Source organism: Taibaiella koreensis (assembly GCF_003545715.1).
GTDB lineage: Bacteria > Bacteroidota > Bacteroidia > Chitinophagales > Chitinophagaceae > Taibaiella > Taibaiella koreensis.
Map to the genome: position 1 here is coordinate 24,271 of NZ_QVNU01000001.1, position 24,653 is coordinate 48,923.

Consider the following 24,653-nt stretch of genomic DNA (forward strand, 5'->3'; position numbering starts at 1 on the left):
CGCGTATTCCGGTGGTTATTTTATTGGAAACCTTGTATGCCTTAGTACTTGACGATCTTAAACACACCGCCGGCCATTGATGACCTGAGGTAATAGATACCCGCAGGCATCTGCGACAGATCGGTCTCGATCGTGGCGCCGGCCTTTCCGCTTTGCAGGGGGAACTCGCGCAGCAAGCTGCCATTTACCTGGTATAGCTGAAGGCTGGCGGGCAGATTGAAATCCTTGTTCAGCCGGATGACGAGTGTATTGTGTGTGGGATTGGGATATACAGTAAGCAGGCTGCTGATGCTCTCGGCCGGCGCCTGGGTAATGCCGGTTACGGCGCCCGGCTTCAGACCCGACCCGCTGTTGTGCAGCTTTACGACCACAGGAATATGATCGGAAGCGTCGTGCAGGGCAGATACCAGTACGGAATCATACATAGCATAAGGCGGTGTATTCAAGGCCTGGTTAAAATGCAAACCGTCATTACCGAAAGCCTTATAAGAGTTGCTTACGATATCGAAGCCGCCGGGCTGCGAAATGGCATTGGAGAACAACAGCATGTCAAACCTGTCGTCCATACCACCTGTGGCGCCGCCACCGAAAGCGGTAGTGCGGGGCGATTGGGTGTGATAAGGAGCATATACGGCATTGTTCCAGGTGCCGGTCATGCTGCTCAGCACATCGTTGAACTTACCATTGGTGTTGCTACCATCCTGCACGAGGTTCTGGTAAGCGGCTTCCGAAGAAGCATAGATATTAAAGTCACCGCAAACCAGGAAATATTTGCCTGGCGACATCGCATTGGTTACCGAACGCAGTGTTTGTGTCTCGGCATCACGCTGGGCCGCATCCGCAGCAGTGTTGCTTGCTTTCAGGTGGGCAGAGTAAATAATGAGGGTGTCGCCTGATGCGAGGTGCTTTAGCGTAAACTGGTTGATATCCCGCAGGGAGGTATGGATCGGTGTGTTGCTGATAAACTGGAAACGGGATGTTTTGTAGAAGATCCCGTTATCGCTGTCGGGGCCGTCGATAAAGGCGCCGGCACTATAGCTGCTGCCCGAGAAGTTGAGTACATTACTAAGGAAGCTGCTCACGCCGGAACCGTTAGACAGTTCCTGCACCACAAGAATATCCGGTTGTGCCGCCTGTACAATGGTCCTGTAAGCTGGCTCGCGCAGGGCAGCCGTGCTTCCGGGATAATTGAGCAGGTTATAGGTCATTACCGTGAATTCGGGGCTGCTACCGGTAGTGGTAATGGTATCGGTAACCCAGTTGGAAATATTGCCGCTGCCACAGTCGCTGCGCAGGTGGAAATAATAAGTCGTTCCGGGCATCAGACCGTTGGCCGTATAGCTAGTGCCGGTAATGGCGCTTCCGCCGGCAGGATTGCCTGGATTGTCATTGATCACATAGTCATAGCCTGAGGCCGAATCTACAGTCCCCCAGCTGAATACAGCCGAAGTATCGTTGATGCCACTGGCGCTTACTACGGGTTTGGCGCAGGTATTTACCGTGCTGGTAACCGAGATGTCATCGATAGAGATATTATCCCTGTTGCCACTCAGGCTGCTGGATTCCCAGTAGATCCAGCGCAACTGCACTACAGGTTGGTTCTCGGCGCCGACAGGTAATGTCTCCGTTAATGTGGGAGAAACATCACCGTTTACCTTGCCATTGCTGGTATAGGTAGTGGTGGTGCCCAGGTTGGTAAAGTTGCCGGTAGTGCCTATCCGGTACTGAAGCGCAATACTGTTGCTGCGTGACGCCTGGTTGTTGATGGTCTTGCAGAGCCAGGAAACATTGACATGATTAAGCCCGGTGGTGTTGACCGCTACCACCAACGCACCTGCCGATATGGTTCCGGTAGACAGGATACCAATACCATCATTGCCCAGGTAATACCAGCCACCGGTAGTACCTGCGGGATTGTTGCCTGCAGTAGCCAGGTCGCCTACAGCGGGCAGGGTAGTCCTTGAAGAAGGGATCGTGTTGAAGCGGTGTACGGCTACGCCGGCGGGAAGCGTGGCGCTGCTTTGGCTGCTCAGGTTGAAAGGGAGGCTTACGGCCGAAGGGTTTGTTTGGGCGGCCAACGGCGTAATGCCGCTCAAGGCCAGGACTGCGAGTAGTCCTTTGTAGTGTTGGAGCATAAAGTTGGTTTTGTTTTGGTGACTTTATATCCACAAAAAAGAACAGCCCTGTTATGAGACCATGAAGACAGCATTATGAAACGATTAAATCTGCGGGCAAAACAGCAGGGCCGTCCGGAGCATTCCGGACGGCCCTGCTGTTTTTATGAAAATGCCTGCTGCCTCTATTGAGGCAGCCTAAAAGGAAATTGTTCCTACCCTGCCACAGTACCGGGATAGGTTACATTCACGCGCAATGCTTTGAGACCGCTGAGCCCCTGGAGATCTTCCAGCTCCAGCTCATCCAGCTGTGGTGCCAGCATCCCGGTTTCCTGCAGATAGCTGATATAAGGCCTGTAGTCGGCCACATCCCTGTCGTGAAAATAGATGAGCGCAATAGTGCCGGGCTGGGTAAGCCGCTCCTGGCTATTCCGTATATGCACCTTGTCGATACGCTTTTTGATCATCTGGTAGCGGATGTTGTAAGCACCTTCCACGTCAAACTTACGTTCATCGGCCCTGAAGCTGATATCAATGGGTTGGTTGTGCACAAAGATCAGCTGCGTGGTCTGTAACGGCTTTGCTATTTCCTGCAGTAGGCTGTGGCTGAGACGGGCAATGTCGGCCATAGAGGAAAGCTGCCACAAACGCAGGTTTTTCAGGTGAAAATGATCAAACGGTTTTCCGGGCGCAATCGACTGCCCTATGTAGATGTCGTATTCGATACCATCGGTCCTGAACTTTTCGAAATAGCAGGGATAAGATTGCTGCAATTGCTCCTTACTGGTTTCAAAATAATTGTTGATCGCATGATTGATCTGTTGCATCGAACGTTCCAGCGCCTGCCGGTGCCGGTGCACCTCGCCCTGCTCGGGATCCATCGCATTCAGGTAATCGCCGATGAGGCTGCCGGTTTCGGGCTTTTGGCGAAAAAGGTGCATCAGGTAATCGTGGGCCTGCCCGTTCAGAAAATAGCTCAGGTTATTTTCGTCATTGCTGTTCAACGCACCGCTTTGCAAGGTCTCCCGCCATTTACGGCAATGATAGCTGATCTCTTCCATCAACGAGCTCCTGTCGAAAGGCTGAAGGGCCGCAAGTGTATTGCTCAGCAGGTTAAGGTGATGGTCCAGGTCGGCCCTGATGGCGGCGTTCCGCTCCAGCGTTGAATTACGGATATCGATGGCGCCGTACAAGGGATAGACCTCGTTGAAGTGGATATTCTCCATGGACGCCGGCAGATGCTTTTTCTTCTGGTGAAGATAATGCCAGGCCGCTTCGTTAAACTTCCATTGCACGGCAGGCTGTATCGATGTGAATTTTTCCTTGATGATCTGGTCCAGCTCGGCATTGAACTCATCGATATAGATCTGCAGCAGCTGCGCCAGCGGGCTTAATGCGGGGTCCAGCATGGCCAGCATCTTCTCGTCAAACTGCTCCTCCAGCCAGGTGTGCATCCCCAAAACGCCCACGGGTGTTTTGTTATAAAACAAGGGGACCAGTACTAGCGAGCGAACGCCAGCCCGGCGGAAAGCATCCAGGAAGCCGATCTGCATTTCGCTTTCGCCATGGATATCGGGCGAAAAGAAAGATATCGGGTTAGCGGCATATCCTTCAGCCTGCTTGCGAAAGGCTTCGGGCGACAGCGTATGCTCACCCCATACGGAAAACAGGATACCGTTGCCGGCCTTCTCATAGCCATATACCGCCTGGTTGTTTACCCTTACGAAAGGGAACAGGTCAAACTCTATCTTATTATTCTGTACCAGCGTTTTCAGTGAGCGGATCACGTCCTGGTAATTGTTGGCCGTATGGCCATCGGTACGTTGGAACCGGATCTGCTTTATATTTTCGACGGCCATCTGTGCGGTAACATCAGCTACCGTTACCACCGCAAAGCCACGCAACTCGAAGAGCGACAGGGGCAATATTTTTTCCAGCTGCTCATAGCCTTCGCTCTCGCTAAAATAGGTATACACCTCACGAAAGCTAAGGGCAGGTAGCGCATCCTTAGCTCGCACTTCTATAAAGTCAACATTAATATGCACCTGGTTGTAACGAAGCAGGCCGGTATCGGGATGCGTCCAGGCATGGTACTGCTCAATCTTTACCGGTATCTGGAAATTGTACAAGCGCTGAAGAATAAGCGCGTAGATCACGTGCATACGCTCTTTGTGGTATTGGCCAGGCGCTTTATGCGGCATGCGGGTCTCTTCTTCCGATGGCTTGCGGCCCAGAATAGCGTATAAAAGGTCAGTACCGTAAAAGATTTCCGGCTTCAGAGGAGCGCTCAGGCCCCAGGCGAGGTTTTGCTCCGAAAACAAGGCCGGGGAAAGGCTGGCGTAGATGTATTCACAAAAGTCGCTGTAAAGATGCGTGTCTGCCAACGGTATATCGCCCAGGGGTATATTTTTGTCGTGGAAATAGTCGAGAATAGTCTGGTAAAAGGAGGTTTTCAGCGTACGTTCTTCCCGGATGCGTTGCTCCAGGAAGCGGATAAAAGGCATAAAGGAGACTACGGCGTCCATCTTCAGCGCCTTGGCCCTGCCACCGGAGAGGTCCATCAGCTGGTTCTTCATATACTTGCGGATCGTTACTTGGTTCGGCCCAAATATAGGCAGATAATCATAATATGCGCCATCCGCTTCGGTTAAAGGAATGCATAAAACGGTCTGCGCCCTGAATCCCACAGTAAAAGACTGCGAAGAAACGCCATAGCCGCCTGCTTGCCTCTTGTTAAAACTACAGGTAATACACTGAAACTTTTACTGCTTTTCTCCTTTTTCTTTTTCCCGGGCACAGCCTACTTTTGAAACTGATTGTTAACCAAAAACCAAACACCTAAAAATGAAGCGTTTATTATCTCTCTTAATGCTGGGCTGTCTCAGCTATGGTGCCATGGCACAGGCCGGATCCTTACAGGTAAGGAACAATTCAACCACCTGCTGGGCGCACTATTTTGTAATGGGCGGTCCCAATTGCGGCATTGCAGCCTTTGGTGCTGTTCTGTCTATTCCCCCGGCTACAACCATCAATTATCCCAATCCCGCAGCGGCAGGTTTAAGCACACCTTTTATCGTAGGCGCCGGGATCAATAATAAATCTGCGGCCTGTAGCGGTTTTGCAGTTGGCCGTGTAGGAGAACCCTGCACCGGCATGCTGCTTACAAACCCTCCCTATGCCTCTTTTACCAACAACTGTGCACCTTGCGGCAACCTTACCCCTACCTGGATTCCTGCTCCGGGTGTAGGCGGTCCGGCACGGTTGATCTTTAATTAGTATTGTTTTATTGGTTCTATACTACGGCCACCGGTGTCTACCGGTGGCTTTGCTTTTATGCCGTTGTTTCTTCCCCTAAGACGGCAATACCATTGCCCCGATCAAGCGGAAAAATAGGAATGGAAACGTTTCCATTTATTTGGATTACTGTTTTTCCATCTTTCAGCCACCGTTTCAACCGGCAGCCAGCCAGTGTAGTCTTAACTTCCGCTTACCGAAACGCGAACCGCTTTTACCAACCCTCAGAAATTCCTGTTCTTTTTCGCAAGATGGATAGTTTCTGTCCATGGGGTGAAGCGGCAGCAGTCTCCGTCTATTGGTATCAGCATATTAGACAGCGGTACCTATTCTCGGTCATCCGCAAAAACAAAGGCTGCCCGTGGGGGACAGCCTTCAATTATAGATAGAGGAGGAGCCTTTAAGGCTTGCTTCCGTTGGCGTCAAGCTTTTGATAGATCGAATTGTTGCTGATGAACTCGGGGACGATCTCTTTCATTTTGCCCACGGTTTCCATCAGGAAATGTTTCTGCGCCAGATCGATCAGGTCATCCACCTGCGTGTATACCGAAGCAAAATCGTATTCCCTTACCGTGGCGATCATGATCTTCTCATGATAGGTAGGCATGGTATTTTCAGCATTGTTCAGCAACTCTTCATACAGCTTCTCGCCCGGTCGCAAACCGCTATAGGTTATGTGGATATCGCGGTCGGGCTCTTTACCCGCCAGCCGTATCATTTTCCGGGCCAGGTCTACGATCTTAACGGGGCTACCCATGTCAAATACGAATATCTCGCCGCCCTTGCCCATGGCGCCGGCTTCCAGCACCAGCTGGCAGGCCTCGGGTATGGTCATGAAATAACGGGTGATATCGGGATGGGTAACCGTAATGGGTCCGCCCTCTTCCAACTGTTTCTTAAACCGGGGAATAACGGATCCATTGGATCCCAGCACATTACCAAACCGCGTGGTAATAAACTTGGTCGTACGCAAGGGCATGCTGCCATTGCCGGAATTGAGCGAAGACTTGCCCGAACGGGAAATGTATTTATAATAGGATTGGGCAAATATTTCGGAAATACGCTTGGAAGCGCCCATAACATTGGTCGGATTCACGGCTTTGTCGGTAGAGACCATTACAAATTTCTCTACGGCATAGCTTACCGACAACTCTGCCAGTATTTTGGTACCCAGCACATTATTAAGAATGGCTGCCGATGGATGTTCTTCCATCAGCGGTACATGCTTGTAGGCAGCCGCGTGATATACAATATCCGGGGCATAGATCTCGAAGATCTGCTCCATACGTATACGATCGCAGATGTCACCGATAAAGGTCTTGACGCGGGCGTCCTCAGGCAGCGACAGGCGCAGCTCGTGGAGGGGCGTTTCGGCCATATCGCAGGCAATAATGATCGCCGGATTGTATTGCAACAACTGCCGTACGATCTCGCTGCCGATAGAGCCGGCAGCACCCGTTACCAGCACCTTCTTATTGCGGATTTCGGTACCTACCTGCTCGTTCTTGATCTTGATCACATCCCTTTCCAGCAATTGCTCGATATTCACATCCTTTAGCTGATCGGCCTGGAGGGTGTTGTTGATCCATTTTTCACTCGAGGGTACCTGCTGTATCCTCAGGTTCAGCTCCAGGCAAATATCCACCAGGTCGTTCAGCCGTTGCTTACGGATATAAGGATCGGCGATAATGAGCAATTCCAGGCCTTCCCGCTTCAGGCGTTCCAGGCTGGCTTTATTGGCTCTTACTACCGAGGTAGTCTCAATGATCTTACCTATAAGACGCTCATTATCTTCCAGGAAGGCCATGATCTTGATCTCTGAACGCTGGTTGTCGGAGATCATCTTTTTGGCCAGCAAACCTTCATAGCCGGCGTTGTAGAGGGCCGCCTTGATCGTCTTCTTTCTTACAGAAAAGAGATAATGGAATATCCGCTTGACAAAAAGCCTGTAAATGATAAGTAAGAAGTTGATGCTGAGGTAGTAAATGAACAATACCGATGTGGGAAACAAGGCGGCTTCCGGCATGCTCTCTGCCTTGGGGTAAATATTCTCGATCAGAAGGAAAATAAGGCAGACAATAGTGTTAACCGACAGAATACGGCCGGTATCTTCCACCGAAGTATAACGCACGATCCCGGCATAAGTCTTGAATGCCACTAGCAAACAGGCATTGACCGCTACGGTAATGCTCAGTATCTTTAAAAGCGGGTAATGATCTATTTCATTTAGATTGAAATTCATCCGCAACAGGAAGGCCATGGACATGGCGACAATGCAGCAGCATAAATCCAAAAGAAATATAATCCATCTGGGCGCGAGACGTATTCTTTGAGTGGCCATAAGGAATCTGTCCGGGGGTTTATAGAGGCTACGCAAAAGTATAAATAAAATCCGATTAAATACCAAATAAATTATGATAATTTAAATTTTTGATTTATACTTCCTTAACACCTCTAATAAAATTTTTATTTGCTTCTAGAAAATTTGTCCTCTTGCACTAGCTTTGCAAGCCGGCTTGGATTACAGGCGACGGCGCTTGCAGATTGTAGACGCAAAAAAAAAGAATTGCTTTGGTACTTCAATTAAGAATTTTTGTTAAAAAATAATTTTTCTATGCGTATTCTCATGGTATGCCTGGGCAATATATGCCGGTCGCCTATAGCCGAAGGTGTAATGCGTGCCCTGGTTACCAGGGACAACCTGGATTGGGTGATAGATTCCGCAGGTACCGAGAGCTACCATATCGGTGAGCCGCCGCATACCTACTCGCAAAAAATATGCCAGAAAAATGGGGTAGACATTTCTCAACAAAAGGCCCGGAAATTTGTTGCCGCCGATTTAAAAGATTTTGACCTCATTTACGTCATGGCGCGCGATGTGATGGAATCGGTAAAGCACATCGCCGGCTCGGCCTTCGATGCCCGTAAAGTGATCCTCTTCCTGGAAGAAAGTCATCCCGGCAGCGGTCGCTCGGTACCCGATCCCTGGTATGGCACAGAAGAAGGCTATAGTGAAGTTTACGACATGATCCACGATACCTGTTCGGTGATCCTGGAAAAATACAGGGCAGCTGCCGTTACAGACCTTTATAATTAAAATTAGACATGAAACCTTCCATTCCCCAGGGAACAAGAGACTTTTCTCCGGCCGACGTAAGGCGCCGGCAATATATTTTGCAAACGATACGCAACGTATTTGAGCTCTACGGCTATCAACCGCTTGAAACGCCTTCCATGGAAAACCTGAGCACTTTGATGGGAAAGTATGGCGATGAAGGCGATCGCCTCATTTTCAAGATCCTGAACAACGGGCTCAACGATCCTAAAAATACGGAAAAGGCCAGAACGGCTTTCGAACGCGTACTGGACGGAAAAAATGATCCGAACCTGACCGAGCGGGCCCTGCGTTACGACCTTACCATACCCTTTGCCCGCTATGTGGTGATGCACCAGAACGAGCTGGCTTTCCCTTTCAGGAGATACCAGATGCAGCCGGTATGGCGCGCCGACCGGCCGCAAAAGGGACGCTATCGCGAATTCTGGCAATGCGATGCCGATGTGGTCGGCAGCAACTCCCTCGTCAATGAAGCCGAACTGCTGGGTATTTACCGCGAAGCCTTCCATCGGCTGCAGGTGCCGGGTATCCAGGTTAAGATCAACAGCCGCAAGGTATTGGCCGGCCTTGCCGAATGCTGTGGCGCCGCCGGGTCGCTCACCGACATCACGGTTGCTATCGACAAGCTGGATAAGATAGGCCTGGACGGCGTACAGAAAGAGCTGGTACAGCGAGGTTTGGACGAAGAAAAGATCGGCTACATCACCCGGTTCCTCTCTATACAATCTGAACATGAAGCAAGGGCCCACGAAGGTCGCCTCGATGCCATGGCGCAACTGCTGGCCGGGAGTGAAACGGCGCAGCTGGGTATCGCCGAACTGCGGCAAACCCTGGCCTACCACGATCAGCTGAGCAATGCCTCCTGGACCAGCGATATTATGGTTGACTTTACGCTGGCCCGCGGCCTCAATTATTATACCGGCCTTATTGTAGAAGTCGCCACCTCGGCCGTGAAGATGGGCAGTATTGGTGGCGGCGGCCGCTACGACGACCTCACGGGCCTTTTCGGCCTTAAGGGGCTGTCTGGCGTGGGAATATCCTTTGGTGTAGACCGTATTTACGACGTGCTGGAAGAGCTGGGTCTGTTCCCGGCCCAGTTGGCTTCGGGTACCCGCATCATATTTGTCAATATCGAACCAAGGGCGACGCCGATCCTCTTTGGGTATCTGAACGAGTTGAGGGCAGCCGGTATCGCGGCCGAGCTGTATGCCGACAGCGCCAAATTTGACAAGCAAATGAAATATGCCGATAAACGCAATATACCCTTTGTGGGCATTGTGGGCGCCTCCGAACTGGAAGAAGGTATGATCAATTTAAAAGATATGGCGAGCGGCGAACAGCGGAAGCTGGCCATTGGCGACCTGATCGCAACGCTGGCAACGCCCTGAGTCAATATTTTCCATACGATTTATAATATAACTACGGTCCGGGTAAGTCCCGGACCTTTTTTTGATTCAGGATTTGGAGACAAGAATCAGGAAACAGGAGTTGAGAGACAAGATACAGGATGTAAATAATTGTATGTTTTGCGACTAAAATCAATGCTTTCCGTTGACTCCCTGGTACCTAATACCTAATACCTAATACCTAGTACCCAATACTCAATACTCAATACCCAATACCCCCATCCAAACATAACAGCAATATAATAAACGTTTATAGCCCCTTTCATTTTGAAAATGATAAAAATGCGTCGTACAACTGCCTGCAATCCTGTAAGATATGTTTTTAATGCAGACGGCGTCGCCATCCAATAGCCCAGGAATTAACATTTTCTTTCAGCTTTTCGGGGCTTCCCGTCGCCTCCCGGGCGTTTTAGCATTTTATTTATAAGATAATTCTTCATACCTTTGCGCCTAATTTTTAGTTTAGGGAGTACTATACATGGCAGCGAAATATCTGGAATCTAAGCAGTTAAATATGCCTGCAATCGAGCAGGAATGGCTTAAAAAGTGGAAAGAAGGGCAGTTTTTCGAAAAGAGCATCGAGATCAGGGAAGGCAAAACCCCGTTCGTGTTCTACGAAGGACCGCCCAGTGCTAATGGTATGCCCGGTATTCATCACGTCATTTCCCGTACCCTTAAAGACCTGGTTTGTCGTTATAAGACCATGAAGGGCTTCCAGGTAAAAAGGAAGGCCGGCTGGGATACCCATGGCCTGCCTGTAGAGCTGGGTGTCGAAAAACTGTTGGGTATCACTAAAGAAGATATTGGAAAAAAAATATCTGTTGAGGAATACAACGCCGCCTGCCGTCGCGAGGTAATGAAATACAAAGACCGCTGGGACGAGCTGACGGAAAAAATGGGGTATTGGGTCGATTTAAGTGATCCTTATATCACCTTTAAAACCGATTATATCGAAAGCCTCTGGTGGGCTTTGAAAGAGCTGTATAAAAAAGACCTGCTCTATAAAAGTGTGAGCATACAGCCCTATTCGCCTGCTGCCGGTACCGGCTTAAGCTCGCACGAGCTTAATCAGCCGGGTACCTATAAAGATGTAAAGGATACTACCGCCGTGGCCATGTTTAAAATGGTCCCCAACGAGGTGGTAAAGCTGGAAGGCACTGAAGAGGTATTCTTTATGGCCTGGACCACTACCCCCTGGACCCTGCCTTCCAATGCAGGGCTTACCGTAGGTCCCAATATCGATTATATACTGGTCAGGACCTTTAACCCTTATACCGGCCGCCCTTGTGCTGTGATATTGGCTAAAGCGTTGATGCACAAATATTTTCCCGAGCACCTGGACGAGTGGACAGAAGGCGGGAACAACGGGTTGTTCGATGCCATTACCAACTGGCAGGAGCGCGGCAGCGATGAAAGCCTGATCGAAGGCAACCCAGAGCTGAAAACGGCATTTGACCACCTGGTTAAGAAAAAGCAATTGCCTTACAAGGTGGTTGCAGAATATAAAGGAAAGGACCTGGAAGGTATCCGCTACGAGCAGTTACTGCCTTTTGAAAGCAATAAGCCCGGATTGAGCGGCGGCGATCCCTTCAGGGTGATCCTCGGCGACTTTGTAACTACTGAAGATGGCACCGGTATCGTACATACCGCACCGGCATTTGGCGCCGATGACTATAAGGTAGGCATGAAGAACAATATCGGCATGTTTACGTTGGTAGACAAGCAAGGTAAGTTTGTAGAGGACAGCGGCGAGCTCTCTGGCCGTTATGTAAAGAATTATAAGGACGATCCGAGCTACGCCGATGTGGATGTGGACATCGCCGTACGGTTGAAGCTGGAAGGTCGCGCCTTTAAAGTAGAAAAGTACGAGCACAGCTACCCCCATTGCTGGCGTACCGACAAACCCGTATTGTATTATCCGCTTGACGCCTGGTTTATACGTACTACTGCCTTGAAAGACAGGATGGTTGAGCTCAATAAGACTATCAACTGGAAGCCCAGGGCTACCGGCGAGGGCCGTTTTGGCAACTGGCTGGAAAATATGGTGGACTGGAACCTGAGCCGCAGCCGCTTCTGGGGTACGCCCTTGCCGGTATGGGATTCTCCAATTCTAAATTTCCTGGAACAATCAAAAAATAAAGTTGACGATCAAGGGAGGATTAACTCATTACACAAGTCTTCTGTTTATTGCGCAGGAAAGAAAGAAGATCTCTTAGCCAGCGAAGGTGGTTATAAAGGTTTCTATTTTAAACATAAAGAGCAATTTATTACTGATATTCAGGATGATCAGAGCATACTGGTTCAAAAAATAAAAGAGAAAAATAAAGCATGGGAGGATAGATATAGTAATATACCCCATTATGAAGATTGGCTGATCAATATAGGCAAACTGAAAGCCAAATTTGACGGTTCTACTGAAGTATATCCGCTTGATCTGGCATTTAGTACATTTGATGCAGAGCTTCTTTTGCCTTATTTAACTCCGATATCTAAGGAATTTCTGGCAGAAATGGATTTGCATAAACCGTATATAGACAATGTAGTTTTTGTTAATCCAGATCAACCCTATTGCTTATTCCGCGAACCCGACCTGATCGACGTATGGTTCGACAGCGGCGCCATGCCTTATGCCCAATGGCATTTTCCCTTTGAAAACAAAGAGGTTTTTGCCCAGAACTACCCGGCCGATTTCATCGCTGAAGGCGTGGACCAGACCCGTGGTTGGTTCTATACCCTGCATGCGCTCGGCTCCCTGCTCAAGGAATCGGTACATGAAGAGCTGAAAAAGGCAGGATTGCCGGTTAGCGGGGAACAATATCCTGGTGTAGCCTATAAAGCAGTAGTGTCCAATGGATTGGTGCTTGATAAGGATGGCAATAAGATGAGTAAGAGCAAGGGTAATGTAGTAGATCCTTTCGCTACCATCGAGCAATACAGTGCCGATGCTACCCGCTGGTACCTCATTACCAATGCTTCGCCCTGGGACAGCCTTCGCTTCGATGTGGAAGGCATAAGGGAAGTACAGCGCAAGTTTTTCGGCACCTTATATAATACATACCAGTTCTTTGCCCTATATGCCAACGTCGACGGCTTTGCCTTTGAGCAGGATTATATACCGCTGGCACAGCGTCCCGAGATCGATCGCTGGATATTATCGTCGCTCAACACCCTGGTAGACACGGTAACGAAATCATTTGACGATTACGAGCCTACCCAGGCCGGCAGGGCCATCGAGACTTTCCTTGACGAACACCTGAGCAATTGGTATGTGCGCCTCTGCCGCCGCCGTTTCTGGAAAGGAGAGTATGAGCAGGATAAGATCAGCGCCTACCAGACCTTGTTCGAATGCCTGGAAAAGCTGTCGTTGCTCATGGCGCCCATTTCGCCCTACTTCGCCGATTGGCTGTTCAACAATCTGAACACCGTAACTGGCAGGGTAGCAGCGATGTCGGTACACCATGCCGATTTCCCGGTGAGCGATGCTACTGCGATCGACCGTGACCTGGAAGAACGCATGCAGCTGGCACAGGATATTTCGTCTCTGGTGCTGTCCGTACGCAAAAAAGTAAATATCAAAGTGCGTCAGCCTTTGCAGAAAATACTGGTACCGGTGCTTAATGAGCATATCCGGCACCAGATCGAAAAAGTAGAAGATATTATCCTTTCGGAGGTGAATGTGAAATCGATCGAGTACCTGGTGGATACCGAAGGTTTTATCAAAAAGAAGATCAAGCCCGATTTCAAAGCCCTGGGCAAGCGCCTGGGTGGACAAATGAAGGCTGCAGCGGCTGCGATCAGCGTCCTGGACCAGCACAGCATTGCACAGCTGGAGCAGGACAAGCAATTTGAGCTCGACCTGGACGGACAGAAGATCGCCATCCATATCGATGACGTTGAGATCATTGCAGAAGACATTCCCGGCTGGTCGGTGGCCAATAAGGACAACCTTACGGTAGCCCTGGATATTACCGTAACGCCCGGCTTGCAGGACGAAGGCAACGCCAGAGAATTGATCAACAGAATACAAAAGATACGTAAGGACAGCGGCCTGGAACTTACAGATAGGATAGCAGTAAGCATAGAAGAATTTGAAAGCCTCAAACCGGCTATCGTAAACTTTAATGATTATATTCGTGCGGAGATTTTGGCCGATACGATTGAGCTGGTGCCTGCCATAAATGGCAACGGCATCGCCATTGAAGTGAACGAGGTAACGCTAAAAGTATTAATTACTAAAAACTCATAATCATGGCCACAAAAAAATCAACAGCTTCAAAAACAGCAAAGAAAGCTGCACCCGCTAAAAAGGTTGCGCCTGCCAAGAAGACTGTGGCTACGAAAAAAGCAGCGCCGGCTCCTGCAAAGAAAGCAGCGCCCAAAACTGTCGCCAGGAAGACCGCACCAGCCAAGAAAAGTGCACCGGCAAAAGCAAAAGCAGCCATAAAGCCGGTTAAAAAGGCCGTTCCGGCCAAAAAAGCGGCTCCTGCGCCCCAAAAGGCGGCAGTAAAAGCGGCGCCTAAAAAAACAGCGCCGGCTAAAACAGCCATAAAGAAAATCGTAAAGCCGGTAACCAAAGCGACGCCCGCTAAACCGGTAGCTAAAAAGGCCGCCCCGGCTCCGGTAAAAGCGGTCCCGAAAAAAAATCAGGCTCCGGCCAAGGCTTCTGCTAAACCTTCTGCGCCAAAAACTGTTGCTAAGGTCGCACCAGCACCCAAGCCCGTTGCTTCCGCAAAAGCAACGTCTAAGCCATTGGCCCAAAGCGCCCCGCCTGCCAGGCAAAAACCGGCATCGGGAAGCAAGCCAGGAGAGGCGAAGAGAATTATTTCCAATAAATCTATGGTTCCCGCAGTACCGTCGGCCCGCTCCGAGATCATCGATGCCGTACGCCAGCTGCCCAGAAAAACGCCCTTAAAACCGGGTGTCGTGATTGCTCATCGTAAAATTGAAAAAAAAGTAACCCAGGAAGAACCAGGACTAACTATGAAAGAATACAATCCTTCTGTACGATCCTTATTGGACGAGCCGGAACAGAGCTCCGGGCCTGTTTATCGCTATAGTGATGAAGAGCTGAATGAATTTAAAGAGCTGATCTCCAAAAGACTGGACAATGCCCGTAAAGAGCTTGCCTACCTGCAGGGATTGATCACCCGTAAAGACGAAGCCGGTACCGACGATACCGACAACCGCTTCAACCATATGGAAGACGGCAGCGGCGCCATGGAGCGCGAGCAGCTGTCCCAGCTGGCCGGTCGCCAGATCCAGTTTATTAATCACCTGGAAAAGGCCATGATCCGCATCGAGAATAAGACCTATGGTATCTGCCGCGTTACCGGTAAACTGATCGATAAAGCCCGTCTGCGTGCTGTACCGCATGCAACGCTGAGCATCGAGGCCAAAAAGGTAATGAACAAATAATGTTATCCCGAACAATACCGGAAGCGCTTCATCCTTAACCCGGATGAAGCGCTTTTTACTGGAATAGCGTCTCCTGTCATTTGGCAGAGAAATGCTATTTTTGAATATTCGTTGGCGATACAAAAAGCTGGTTCTATGAAACTGAACGAAGTCCCGCAGGATAAGGAAGCATTTAAAGGGAAAAGCAATGTTCATAAGCTGCTGTACGCGACTTCCGACGATGGCAGCTATACCTCCGTTAATTCCGAAGGCTGGGAGGCCGAGAACCTGGCCACTACCCAGGCCTGGGAAGCAGTGCTCGAAGATCTGAAGGAAACCGAGGCGCAGGTGCGGCGTGGCGCGTTGAGCCCTGTAGCCTATTTCATGCAAAAGAGCTTAATGGAGCTGCCGGTGCTGGCACGCTATATGGGCAAATGGAAATGGCAGGTCAAAAGACATTTTAAACCCGAAGTATTCCGTAAGCTGGACAACAATACCCTGGCCAAATACTGCCGCGTATTTGGTATCACCCTATCAGAGCTGCAGGGCTTTGGCCAATGAGCCGGCACTGCACAGAATCTTAATTTACTGCCCCCAATTGACCACCTCGTTCCAACATCATCAGCATGCGCACTGCGAAAGCGGTGTGACCGCCAATTTGCTGCAGCACAATGGCATTCATATCTCCGAACCCATGACTTTCGGTATCGGTGCGGGTATTTTCTTCGGCCATCTTCCTTTTATTAAAGTAAGCGGGATACCCGGCACCACCTTCCGCATATGGCCGGGCTATATCTTCAAGCGGGTCACACAGCGGCTGGGGATTAATATCCATACCGAGAAATTTGGCAGTGAGGCCAAGGCCATGGCGGCGCTCGACGATGCCCTGGCCCGCAATATACCTGTGGGCATGATCACCGGGGTATACTACCTGGATTACCTGCCAGAGGCCTTCCGCTTTCACTTCAATGCCCATAACCTTGTAGTCTATGGCAAAGAAGACGGCCGTTACCTGGTGAGCGACCCTGTGCTGGAAATGCCTGCTACCATTGGTCCCGAAGCCTTGGTAAAAGCCCGGTTTGCCAAGGGTGTGCCGGAACCCAAAGGCAAGATGTATTATATTAAAGAAGTGCCCGGTCATATCGACCTCACCAAGGGCATAAAGGATGGTATCAAGCAAACCTGCTTTTTCATGTCCTCACCGCCGGTACCCTGGTTTGGTGTCAATGCCATACACCTGCTGGCAAAGAAGATCGAGCAGTACCCGCAAAAGCTGACGCCACGGCAATGTACCCTGTACCTGGGCAATATTATCCGCATGCAGGAAGAGATCGGCACCGGCGGCGGCGGATTCCGCTTTCTCTATGCAGCCTTCCTGCAGGAGGCGGCACAATATACCGGCAACAATGAGCTTGGCCGCCTTTCCGAACGTTATACCGCCATCGGCGACCAGTGGCGCCACTTTGCCTATAGCGCCGCGCGCCTATGCAAGGCCCGCAACAGCGACCTGGTATCTTATACGGAGCTCAGCAAGCTGCTGCACGACATCGGCGATAAGGAGAAGCAATTCTTTAAAGACCTGAAAGCGGTTAAGTGGTAGATAGTCGCTGATCGGTCGGAACAGCGATAATCGGTCTGCACGATCAGCGGATTACGACAATCCCTCCTATCGTAGCAAGGTTGTCCCGAAAACTGCTCAAAAAAGTAACCATTACTGTATCGATATGAAAAAAGCCCTGCTCACCATTATTTTGTTCTTTGGCCTGTGCAACATAGTTTCGGCACAGCAGCAACGATGGATCAAAGATGGCCTGTACCACATCATCACTATCGATACAGTGCCCACTCTACTAACGCCATTACCGCCGCATAGCACAGCCATATTTTTTAGTAAGTTGTTTGAAGATTACAATGGTGACGAATATAACAGGATCATTATCGACACCAGTGAATTTGTTCCCTTAATACTGGAACACGCGCCCACAGCCGAACAGCAGACCGAACATAAAAAGAAATTGCTGCTGTCGTTGACGCCGGAAGCCTCCCAACTATTAAAAGCCTTCACCGCAAAGCACGTTATGCAAAAGGTGGCTTTGGTGGTGGATGGGGAAGCGCTGACCCAGCACAAGATACGAGAAGCCATTACCAGTGGTCAATTGCAGATTACAAGATGTAATGATAATGCCTGCGAGCGCCTGCTCATAAAGCTAAGGGATAATGTAAAATAATGCTTGCAGGGTTTTCGACGATTGCATGAAATGTATGAGCACTTAACAATCATTGTGCAGGCAGTCGAAACAAGCAATGGCCATAAACATAACATGGTCATGCAGAATGCTGCATAGCAAGCGAAACATCTGTGATCGTGTATGATGCTCCATCAGCGAGTTCAACGACCATCGGCGTAAAGCCGCGGGCAATATCAAACTCAAAAAGGCAGACAAAAAAAGCGGCTCATGTAAACACGAGCCGCTGAACTGTTGATATAGAAATTGGATTATTGCAGCAAAGCTTTCACCTGTGCGATCACTTCACGTAGCTGGCCGGCATCCTGTCCGCCCGCTGTTGCCAGGGTCTTCTGTCCGCCGCCGCCGCCTTTGATCAGGGGTGCTATAGTACCTTTTATGATCTTGTCGGCGTCCAATGTGGTCGCGTTCGTTACCGTTTCGCTGATACCGACCGCTACTTGTGGCTTACCGCCGATATTGGCGCACAGTACGACCACGTGATCGCGGAGATGGTTTTTAAAATCGAAGCAAAGCTTTTTCAGGGCATCGGCATTACTCACCTCAACAATATCGCCAATGAAGTTAATTGCAAACTCCTGCCCGGCTTCCGTACGGATGGTAATCATCTCATCTTTTTGCATCAGCTCGTTACGGATGCCGACCAGCTGGCGGGCCTCCAGGCTTTCGATACGCTTTTCCAGCGCAGCCTTATCATCGATCAGCTTTTCTATTGCCTTGAGCGGATCTTTTGCTTTCAACAGCTCTGTGATCTGCTTGCTCTGTGCAACCTTATCGGCAAAGTAACGTATGGCCGCCGGCCCGGTAAGCGCTTCTATACGGCGTACACCGGCAGCTACGGCGCTCTCGGCCGTGATGGAGAACACGCCTATCATACCGGTATGGCCTACATGCGTACCGCCGCAGAGCTCGATGCTGTACTCCGGATCGATGATCACCGTACGCACCACATCGCCGTATTTCTCGCCAAACAAGGCCATAGCGCCCATGGCGATCGCCTCTTCCTTCGGCATTTCCTTAATCACCACTGGTATATTGGCCCTGATCTTAGCGTTCACGATCTCTTCCACCCTGCGAATCTCTTCCTCTGTCATTTTGGAAAAATGTGAAAAGTCGAAACGCAATACTTCGCCCGATACCAGCGATCCTTTCTGTGCCACATGGCTGCCCAATACCTCCCGCAGCGCGGCATGCATCAGGTGCGTGGCGGTATGGTTGTAGCTGGTAAGCATACGGGTTTCCCAATCCACCTTGGCCCAAACGGGCTGCTCCGGCTGAGCAGGCAGCTTATCGGTAAAGTGGATGATAAGGTTATTCTCTTTCTTCGTGTCGGTCACGTAGATCTCTTCTTCGCCAAACAGCAATACGCCGGTATCGCCTACCTGGCCGCCGCTTTCAGCATAGAAGGGAGTCGTTTCCAATACCAGCTGGTATTGCTCTTTACCTTTTGCCTTTACTTTACGGTAGCGCGCCAGGCGGGTTTCCACGTTGAGGTCATCGTAGCCTACGAAGGTAGATTTGGGCGTATCGTTCACCGTTACCCAATCACCGGCATCGATAACAGTGGCGGCGGTAGAAGTATCCTTCTGCACCTTCATGAATTTTTCAAAACCCGGCTCATCTACCTGCAGCCCTTTCTCTGAAGCGATCAGGCGGGTAAGGTCGATGGGGAAGCCATAAGTATCATACAGCTTAAAGGCCTCTTCTCCATCGATCGTCCCATTTTGCGCATTGGCGATAGCCTCGTCTATACGCTTCAACCCTTTATCCAGGGTACGCAGGAACGACTCTTCTTCTTCCCTGATCACGCGGACCACAAAGTCTTTCTGCAGATGCAGCTCGGGGAACACCTGCTCAAACTGTTCGGCGATCAGTGGCAGCAATTGGTGTAGCAGCGGTGTTTTGTACTCGAGGTAAGAATAATAGTAACGCACGGCGCGACGCAGGATGCGGCGGATCACATAGCCGGCGCCTGTATTGGACGGCAGCTGACCATCGGCAATAGTAAAAGCAATGGCCCTGATATGATCGGCCAGCACCCTGAAGGCTATAGCCTGTCTGCTATCGCTGTAATCGTATTGCTTACCGGTGATCTGCTCTGTAAGCTTGATCGTACTGGAGAAAACATCGGTATCGTAATTGGAATTTTTACCCTGCAGCACCCGCACCAGGCGCTCAAAGCCCATGCCGGTATCCACGTGAGTAGCAGGTAGCGGCTGCAGGCTGCCATCTTTCAGGCGATTGAACTGCATGAATACATTGTTCCATATTTCGATCACCTGCGGATGATCGGCATTTACCAGGCCGGCGCCGGCAACGGCGGCCCTTTCTTCGTCACTGCGACAGTCCACGTGGATCTCGCTGCAGGGACCGCAGGGACCGGTATCGCCCATTTCCCAGAAGTTGTCTTTCTTATTGCCTTTCAGGATACGCTCTTCGGGGATCCACTTTTTCCATTCGTCGTAGGCTTCCTGGTCAAAAGGCAGGTTCTCTTTGGTATCGCCTTCAAATACGGTAACATACAGACGGCTTTTATCCATACCAAACACATCGGCGAGCAATTCCCAGCTCCAGGCGATCGCTTCTTTCTTGAAATAATCGCCGAAGCTCCAGTTACCCAGCATTTCAAACATGGTATGGTGGTAGGTATCCACACCCACTTCTTCCAGGTCGTTATGTTTGCCGCTTACCCGCAGACATTTTTGTGTATCCGCTACCCGTTTGGATTCGGGTGTTTTATTCCCCAGGAAATAATCCTTGAACTGGTTCATGCCGGCATTGGTGAACAGCAGGGTAGGGTCGTTCTTCACCACGATGGGCGCCGAAGCGACGATTGTATGTCCTTTAGAACGGAAAAAATTCAAAAATTGCTGACGGATATCAGAAGCAGTCATTGTAATTCGTATTGAGCGGGCACGAAGACCCTTTATTATGAAAAGAGTGCAAATATCCATATTCCTTACCAATATTCACAAAGCGGGAATATGGTGACAGATTTTTTTTGCAGATTTAGCCCTTACATTTGCAGCGTGATCACTACGGGGTACATGCGGTATTTCTATTGCCTTTTATTGTTGTTGTGCTTTTGTGTGCCTGCACCACAGGCCGGCGCCCGTATGCTGTATGGCTATAACATTCCGGAACAGGCGCTGGAGAGCCGTACCATCGAACGGGTGAAGCAGGACATGGCACGGCATCCGCTGCTGAAGCCCAAGGAAAGGATTGATGCCCGCATCAAGCTCCGTCCGTTCCGGGACCGTTCGTCCGACTTCCTGATGATACTGACGCTCATTGCGTTCATCGGCATCTTCAGACTGGCCAACCCTTCCTATTTGCGCAACTTGTTCCGGGCCTTCCGCAATCCTACCCTCAGCACACGGCAGCTTAAAGAGCAATTGCGACAAGACAGCGCCGCCAGTCTTACCATGGACCTTATTTTTTGTGTTTCTATGGGTCTGTACCTTTATTTTACGCTCAACCACATTCATAACAAAAACATCATTCTGGAATACCCGGTAATCGTCATCTTGCTGGGTTTCATTCTTTTATTCGTAGTTATCTATGTGGTCCGGTTCCTCTTCCTCAAATTCACCGGCTGGGTGTTCAATATTTCGGAGATCACAGACAATTATACGTTCAATGTTTTTTTGATCAATAAGATACTAGGCCTGGCGCTGATCCCGTTTACTATTATATTGGCATTCGGACAGGGGCAATGGGTCCAGGCCAGCCTCTTCCTCTCATTTCTGGTGATCGCAATACTGTTCCTCAACCGTTATTTGCGATCCGGCGTCGTATTCGGATATTTTATAAAATTTAGCAAATTCCATTTTTTTATGTACCTTTGCGCCTCCGAATTATTGCCTCTCGCGGTGCTCATGAAATTAGTGAACCAATGGCTGATTTCGTAGGCACTGTTCCGGGCAGAGGAGCTTGACAATATTTTTTTGAATATTTCCTTTGCAAAAACAATGGCTAAAGCAGCAAAATCATCGTCGCAGATCATAGAAAGGAAGAGGATTGAGCATATTCTGATTACCCAGCCCAAACCGGAAAGCGACAAATCCCCCTATTTTGATCTGGCCAAAAAGTACAATGTGCAATTGGAATTTTTCCCTTTCATTCGCGTAGAGGGATTGAATGCCAAGGAATTCAGGAAGCAGAAATTGGATCTTGCCGATTTTACAGCTGTAATCCTCGTAAGCCGTAATGCCGTGGACCATTTCTTCCGTATCTGCGAAGAAATGAAATTTAAAGTCTCCCAGGACATGAAGTACTTTTGTGTAACGGAAGCCGTAGCGCTTTACCTGCAAAAGTTCATCCTGTACCGCAAAAGAAAAGTTTTCTTTTCTCCCGATGGCACATCCGAAGGTCTTATGGACGTACTGAGCAAGTATAAGGACCGTGAACGTTTCATGCTGCCGGTATCGGAAAACACCAAGAACGACCTCTCTCCCCTGTTGATCAATAAAGCATTCAACTTTGCCGAAGCCGTGCTGTACCGCACCGTGAGCAATGAAGTGGACACTGTGCTGAAAAAAGGCTATGATGTGATCGTGTTCTTCAGCCCATTCAGCGTGGATACTTTATTTCAGAGTGATCCCAAATACAAGCAGAATGGTACGCTTATCGGCGCCTTTGGCAATACCACTTCCAAAGCAGTAGAAGATGCCGGGCTCAAGCTTACCATTAAAGCGCCGGCGCCCAACACACCGTCGATGGTGGCAGCGCTGGAGCAATTCCTGGGTGAGACCAACAAAGCTAAATAAAATCATAGGCGCAGCTATGATCGTGATACAAAGGGCCGTAATGAAATATTACAGCCCTTTATTTTTGTTTTTTTAGAGATACCAATGCCCGTGAATCGGTATCTTGCAGGCCAAAGCCCGGTACCGTTTCCAACCTGATTCATGACACTTGCTTATGCCGTTTGCTCCGTTTCTGTGATGCCCCTGCGGGCAGAGCCCAGTCATCGGGCCGAGCAGGTATCGCAACTACTTTTTGGAGAAAGAATGGAAGTGCTGGCCGAAGAAAAGAACGGTTGGCTGCAGGTGCGCTGCGAATGGGACGATTATGAAGGCTGGGTAAAAAAGGGGCAGGTGGCGATCATTACCTACAAGGAATACCGCAAGCCGCTCCATTACTACAATACCGGCATCACCGATCTGGTGCAGGTGGAGCACGGGCACTTCCTCCTGAGCCCCGGCAGCAGTCTTTTCCTGATGAAGCGGCGCGACATCAAGTGGGGCGCCAAAGAATACAGCTTCAAAGGCCGTAAGGTAGCACTCAAACAAATAGAGGCCTCCGCCGAAGGGCTGAGGGCCTACAGCAAGCTGTTTGCAGGCAGCCCTTACCAATGGGGTGGCCGGTCGCTGATGGGCCTCGATTGTTCAGGGTTCACACAGGTCGTTTACAAGTTGCTGAACACCCGTATCCCCCGCGATGCTTCCCAACAGGCACTCATAGGCGAAACCGTCGATTTCCTCCAGGAGGTCCGCTGCGGCGACCTGGCCTTTTTCGATAACGAAGAAGGTCGCATCAACCATGTGGGCATATTGCTTAACGATCATACGATCATTCATGCGACGGAGACCAGTGGCTGCGTGGTGACTGACCCCATCGACAATGGCGGCATCATCAGTAAGCAATTACGGATGCGTACCCATAAGCTACGCCTGATCAAGCGTGTTTTTTAAGGGAACCAGGAATGGGATTCAAGAACCAGGATGTAAAGAGTCAGGAATCAGGAGGCAAGATTTAAGAACCGGGGCCGGATTCCGAAGCCAGGATGATAAGAAGCAAGATTCAAGAACCAGAGAGCGGGTGATCCGCACGGAGGTAGGTGATCCTTTCCCGAAAATTAAACCCGGCGCTTGAATTTTGATTTCGGATATTTACCGTCACCGCGGTTCTTTTTAGCCTGAGCCACGGGCTTTATCTTTTATCGATATATTTTGCAACCGACCACCAGCCATAACAATAACTTCGATTTCCTGCGCCTGTTGTTTGCCTCTTTCGTTGTGCTCACGCATTCCTATGCCTTGCTCGGCCATATCGAAGGCGATCCCTTGTATCCGCTTTCAGGCAGGGTACTTTCGGAGATCGGGGTCTGTGGCTTTTTCATTATCAGCGGATACCTTATCCACCAGAGTCTGGACCGCAGCACTACGCTGGTATCTTTTGCCCGCAAGCGGCTGCTGCGCATCTTTCCCGGTCTGCTGGCAGCAATACTCTTTACGACACTTATCCTGGGGCCGCTTGTCAGTACCCTGTCACCCATGGCCTATTTTGGCGATAAGAATACCTGGCTGTACGCACTGAATAACAGCTTACTGATTCCCCGGCACCAAACCCTTCCCGGCGTTTTCGGCCATAATGTGGAAACGGCCGTCAACGGCTCCTTGTGGACCTTGCGGTACGAGATCCTTTGCTACGGCTTGCTTGCGCTGCTGTTCGGCGTCTCGCGACCAGCAAAGAAGCAAATCCTTCCTGTTGTTTTTCTGGTGCTATTTTGCGGTTATGGCCTGCTGCACTATCGCCTGGTGCCCCTTCCCGCCGGTCTGTTTAAGTTCCTGTTCTATGTAACTAACCTGGGCAGCTATTTTACAGCCGGCGCCCTGCTTTCTTTATTTCCCGGGTTCCTGCAGCGGCACAAAGGGCGGCTTTTACTGTTCAGCAGCCTGTTGTTCGCGCTTACCCTGCTCATTCGCCAGGACGGATTGGAAATGATCGCCCTGCCTGCTTTTGCGGTCATGGTCATTACCTTCGGATTGTATCAAATGCCTGCACTGGCATTCAGCCGGTTTACCGGCGATATTTCTTACGGCACTTATATTTACGCCTACCCGCTGCAGCAGGCTTTAATTGTATGGTTGCAGCCGCAGCAACCGGAGGTATTGCTATTGGTCTCGTTGCCTGTGGGTTGGCTGGCCGGGCTGCTATCCTGGCGCCTGGTGGAAAAACGCTTCCTGAAACGCCAGGCTCCTGCTCGCCGGTAATTGTACTACCTTTGTCATAATAAAACAAGCATTTCTCCGATAAAGAATTGTACCGACGGATATCGGCACTTCTCTTAGCGGAACAA

General features: G+C 50.0%; 17 protein-coding genes. 12 read left to right on the forward strand and 5 right to left on the reverse strand.

Translation table 11 applies throughout. The features are described 5' to 3' along the window. Positions 1–41 precede the first annotated feature (41 nt). Positions 42–2,135 carry a T9SS type A sorting domain-containing protein gene (locus tag DZK30_RS00100; protein ID WP_118972062.1) on the reverse strand — a complete coding sequence of 698 codons (2,094 nt, stop codon included), beginning with the start codon at positions 2,133–2,135 and terminating at the stop codon, positions 42–44. A gap of 194 nt (positions 2,136–2,329) precedes the next feature. After that, on the reverse strand, positions 2,330–4,690 hold the full coding sequence (locus tag DZK30_RS00105; protein WP_118973344.1) for a GAF domain-containing protein: 2,361 nt from the start codon (positions 4,688–4,690) through the stop codon (positions 2,330–2,332). Positions 4,691–4,958: 268 nt separating this feature from the next. On the opposite strand from DZK30_RS00105, the gene DZK30_RS00110 reads away from it, so the two are divergent. After that, positions 4,959–5,390 carry a hypothetical protein gene (locus DZK30_RS00110; protein WP_162902714.1) on the forward strand — a complete coding sequence of 144 codons (432 nt, stop codon included), beginning with the start codon at positions 4,959–4,961 and terminating at the stop codon, positions 5,388–5,390. 418 nt (positions 5,391–5,808) lie between these two features. Here the strand turns inward: DZK30_RS00110 and DZK30_RS00115 are convergent, their stop codons facing one another. Further along, positions 5,809–7,749, reverse strand: coding sequence for a nucleoside-diphosphate sugar epimerase/dehydratase (locus tag DZK30_RS00115; RefSeq protein ID WP_118972064.1), 1,941 nt, complete (start codon positions 7,747–7,749; stop codon positions 5,809–5,811). 273 nt (positions 7,750–8,022) lie between these two features. On the opposite strand from DZK30_RS00115, the gene DZK30_RS00120 reads away from it, so the two are divergent. From DZK30_RS00120 to DZK30_RS00130, 3 genes are all read left to right on the forward strand, one after another. Then, positions 8,023–8,505, forward strand: coding sequence for a low molecular weight protein-tyrosine-phosphatase (locus tag DZK30_RS00120; protein ID WP_240432823.1), 483 nt, complete (start codon positions 8,023–8,025; stop codon positions 8,503–8,505). An 8-nt stretch (positions 8,506–8,513) separates the two neighbouring features. Then, a complete protein-coding gene (gene hisS, locus DZK30_RS00125) occupies positions 8,514–9,911 on the forward strand; it encodes a histidine--tRNA ligase (protein WP_118972066.1) in 1,398 nt (465 codons plus the stop codon). 496 nt (positions 9,912–10,407) lie between these two features. Next, positions 10,408–14,175: a class I tRNA ligase family protein gene (locus DZK30_RS00130; protein WP_118972067.1), complete on the forward strand. Its 3,768-nt coding sequence runs from the start codon at positions 10,408–10,410 to the stop codon at positions 14,173–14,175. Here DZK30_RS00130 and DZK30_RS26195 read toward each other — a convergent pair. After that, positions 14,162–14,476 carry a hypothetical protein gene (locus DZK30_RS26195; protein ID WP_205529334.1) on the reverse strand — a complete coding sequence of 105 codons (315 nt, stop codon included), beginning with the start codon at positions 14,474–14,476 and terminating at the stop codon, positions 14,162–14,164. The two genes, DZK30_RS00130 and DZK30_RS26195, sit on opposite strands and share 14 nt — an antisense overlap. 289 nt (positions 14,477–14,765) lie before the next feature. On the opposite strand from DZK30_RS26195, the gene DZK30_RS00140 reads away from it, so the two are divergent. The 4 genes from DZK30_RS00140 to DZK30_RS00155 all read left to right on the forward strand — a co-directional run bounded on the left by DZK30_RS00140 (position 14,766) and on the right by DZK30_RS00155 (position 17,551). Continuing rightward, entirely contained in the window at positions 14,766–15,344 is a 579-nt protein-coding gene (locus tag DZK30_RS00140; RefSeq protein ID WP_240432824.1) for a TraR/DksA family transcriptional regulator, read from the forward strand. Positions 15,345–15,479: 135 nt separating this feature from the next. After that, positions 15,480–15,884: a hypothetical protein gene (locus tag DZK30_RS00145; RefSeq protein ID WP_118972068.1), complete on the forward strand. Its 405-nt coding sequence runs from the start codon at positions 15,480–15,482 to the stop codon at positions 15,882–15,884. A 37-nt stretch (positions 15,885–15,921) separates the two neighbouring features. Continuing rightward, positions 15,922–16,923, forward strand: coding sequence for a BtrH N-terminal domain-containing protein (locus tag DZK30_RS00150; RefSeq protein WP_118972069.1), 1,002 nt, complete (start codon positions 15,922–15,924; stop codon positions 16,921–16,923). A 124-nt stretch (positions 16,924–17,047) separates the two neighbouring features. Continuing rightward, positions 17,048–17,551, forward strand: coding sequence for a SecDF P1 head subdomain-containing protein (locus DZK30_RS00155; protein ID WP_118972070.1), 504 nt, complete (start codon positions 17,048–17,050; stop codon positions 17,549–17,551). 269 nt (positions 17,552–17,820) lie between these two features. Here the strand turns inward: DZK30_RS00155 and alaS are convergent, their stop codons facing one another. Then, the gene (gene alaS, locus DZK30_RS00160; protein ID WP_118972071.1) at positions 17,821–20,463 is read right to left on the reverse strand and encodes an alanine--tRNA ligase; all 2,643 of its coding nucleotides are present in this window, start codon (positions 20,461–20,463) and stop codon (positions 17,821–17,823) included. Positions 20,464–20,553: 90 nt separating this feature from the next. Here alaS and DZK30_RS00165 point away from each other — a divergent pair, with 90 nt between their 5' ends. The 4 genes from DZK30_RS00165 (at position 20,554) to DZK30_RS00180 (ending at position 24,567) form a co-directional block, all read left to right on the forward strand. After that, complete coding sequence (locus DZK30_RS00165; protein ID WP_118972072.1) at positions 20,554–21,480, forward strand: DUF4271 domain-containing protein; 927 nt, start codon at positions 20,554–20,556, stop codon at positions 21,478–21,480. Positions 21,481–21,540: 60 nt separating this feature from the next. Beyond that, entirely contained in the window at positions 21,541–22,338 is a 798-nt protein-coding gene (locus tag DZK30_RS00170; RefSeq protein WP_118972073.1) for a uroporphyrinogen-III synthase, read from the forward strand. 141 nt (positions 22,339–22,479) lie between these two features. Beyond that, a complete protein-coding gene (locus DZK30_RS00175; protein ID WP_118972074.1) occupies positions 22,480–23,265 on the forward strand; it encodes a C40 family peptidase in 786 nt (261 codons plus the stop codon). Between the two features lie 258 nt (positions 23,266–23,523). After that, positions 23,524–24,567 carry an acyltransferase family protein gene (locus DZK30_RS00180; protein ID WP_162902716.1) on the forward strand — a complete coding sequence of 348 codons (1,044 nt, stop codon included), beginning with the start codon at positions 23,524–23,526 and terminating at the stop codon, positions 24,565–24,567. The last annotated feature ends 86 nt before the right edge of the window (positions 24,568–24,653 follow it).